The organism is Blastomonas sp. CCH1-A6 (assembly GCF_001556365.1).
Classification (GTDB): Bacteria; Pseudomonadota; Alphaproteobacteria; order Sphingomonadales; family Sphingomonadaceae; genus Blastomonas; species Blastomonas ursincola.
In genome coordinates this window covers 1-2078 of the sequence record NZ_LSIS01000491.1, presented here as the reverse complement: position 1 = coordinate 2078, position 2078 = coordinate 1, and the positions used below count along the sequence as shown (strand labels likewise).

Genomic DNA, 2078 nt, shown 5'->3' with positions numbered 1-2078 from the left:
CCAAGGAGGCTCTTGCAATGAACATCGTCAACCTCGTCGGCCGTCTCGCCAAGGACCCTGTTGCCCGCGATCGCAGCGACACCCGCATCACCGAACTGATCCTCGTGACCGAGCGTCCCGTCATCCGCGACGGCAAGGTCCAGAAGGATCCGGAAACCGGCTACCCCGTCAAGGACGCCGAATTCCACAAGATCACTGTCTTCAACGGCCTCGGGCTTCCGCTGCGCCAGCACAAGGCCAAGGGCGACCAGCTCGCTGTGACGGGCCGCATCCATTACTCGCGCTGGCAGGACGCCGACGGCAATGACCGCTACGGCTGCGAGATCATCGCCGAGAACGTCGAGTTTCTCTGACCGGCAGGGCGGCGCGCAGGCGTCGCCCAAACCCTTTCAAGGGGGCGACAGCTGGACACCGGTGGCGTCCAGCTTCGTCCCGCGGTGACCGCAACTGCAGCGCAAATGCCGCGCGACGATCTCCAGCTTCATCGGGATGGATTTGGCAAAGCATCGGTCTCGGAGCGTGGCCGCTGGCACGATCACAACGCGGTGGCATCCGAGACATTCTACCTGCGCGTTGAGGCCGTGGCGAACCAGATCGGCGAGGGTGTCGAGACGTTTGCTGCTCATGGCTGCGTTAGAACATTATAAGAACACGAGCTGTCAAGCGTGCTGGGTGAATGCACAGTCGACCTGATCGCCAAGGTGCGTGGACCGAACAACACGACGCATTGCGCTGAAACAAAAAAGCGCAATAATCCCGCACATTGCAACTGAGGAGCATGATGCAATGGCACTCTTTGAGGTAGCTCTCGATGAACAGCTCGAGCACCATCTGAAGGCTGCGGCCCAGTCCCAGCGGGTAGATCAATCCGAAATCGTCCGACAAGCGCTCGCAGATTATTTCAGGTCAGCCTAAAACGACGTCTACGACGACGACGCCATCTGGGACGACTGGCGCGACTTCTCGCAAACCGTGATAGCGGCACAGCGTCGAGCGATTATAGCGATCATCCGCCGCCTTCCCGAGACGGCTTGGACCTCACGGCACGAAACACGCCGAATCCTGACCGAGGCTGTCGAAGACGTTGAATGGGACGAGGGCATTGAACCGATCTATGAGGCCTTGCGAGCGAAGGTCATCGAGAAGTCGCTCGCCTTCACGACCAACCCCGAAATCGAACCCACCAACCGAAGCTACCCATTCGCGCCCATAATCCGGTTCGACATTGGCTTTGCAACCGATGACCTTTACTCGGTCCGGCTGCCGCTGATCCAGGCATTCTTTCAATACTACTGGGAAGCAGGCGAGGCGGCTTTCGCTGAAATACCCGCCATCTGGGAAGCTGCCAAGGCGCGCATAGATGCTGGCGAAAAGCGTCCCTCCGATGAGGAGGCCGCAGCGGCACGACGGACCTCTGGCTAGGAATTGACGCTCTGGAAGGCGGAGTGATTGAGTTATCTCCCATCGGATACGGAAGCCCGCTGTTATGGAAGCAGACCTTGGTTCACGCCTACCTGTGCTCCGATGTGATAAGCAGCCGGTGACGTCTCCCGACCTCTGGCCGGGACCGCGCTCTATTCCGCCTCGTGCGCTTGGACCCCATCTTCGCGGGGCTCAGTGCGCCCGTGGCTTCACCGAGCCCCTGAGGGGTCTCGGCCCTTCGGGTGGCGATCGCTGACGCATTTGGCCGCGAACCGCGCTTACGCGCTGCGGCTATAATGAGCGGGACTTTTTGATCGGCTCGGGCTTTGCCCGGGCCTTGCGTTTCTGACAGCCCCGCCGGCTCTCGGTCCCGCCGCTGGCGGCCTGTTTGCCGCCCGCACGGTCGGCGACAAATGCCGCCGCCTCGGCGCGCGACTAACCAGGCCTGTCGGACCGCGGCTCCTGCGGGAGCCGTCTCCAGTGCGGACGTCTCGGACAGACGCCGGTTCACTGGGCATGTCGGCTTCTGGGCGATGTTGTGAGCTTGCCCAATGGCCGGTCATGGGTGGATGGCTGAAGGTCTGCTACGCGATCCTCAGTCAGGGGTGACTACACGAAAGTGACGTATCTGCACGCTAAGGGCGAACAAATCCGGT

General features: G+C 61.4%; 4 protein-coding genes. 3 read left to right on the top strand and 1 reads right to left on the bottom strand.

The window, feature by feature from the left end; all coding sequences use genetic code 11:
- The first annotated feature begins 17 nt into the window (after window positions 1–17).
- Window positions 18–353 (top strand): single-stranded DNA-binding protein, encoded by a 336-nt coding sequence (locus tag AX735_RS21820; RefSeq protein WP_066284740.1) that lies wholly within the window; start codon window positions 18–20, stop codon window positions 351–353.
- Window positions 354–389: 36 nt separating this feature from the next.
- Here the strand turns inward: AX735_RS21820 and AX735_RS21815 are convergent, their stop codons facing one another.
- Window positions 390–626 (bottom strand): hypothetical protein, encoded by a 237-nt coding sequence (locus AX735_RS21815; protein WP_066110934.1) that lies wholly within the window; start codon window positions 624–626, stop codon window positions 390–392.
- A gap of 160 nt (window positions 627–786) precedes the next feature.
- Between AX735_RS21815 and AX735_RS27135 the strand changes: the two genes are divergently transcribed.
- Window positions 787–915, top strand: coding sequence for a ribbon-helix-helix domain-containing protein (locus AX735_RS27135; protein ID WP_155647659.1), 129 nt, complete (start codon window positions 787–789; stop codon window positions 913–915).
- 57 nt (window positions 916–972) lie between these two features.
- Entirely contained in the window at window positions 973–1422 is a 450-nt protein-coding gene (locus tag AX735_RS21810) for a hypothetical protein (RefSeq protein ID WP_066284737.1), read from the top strand.
- Window positions 1423–2078: the final 656 nt, after the last annotated feature.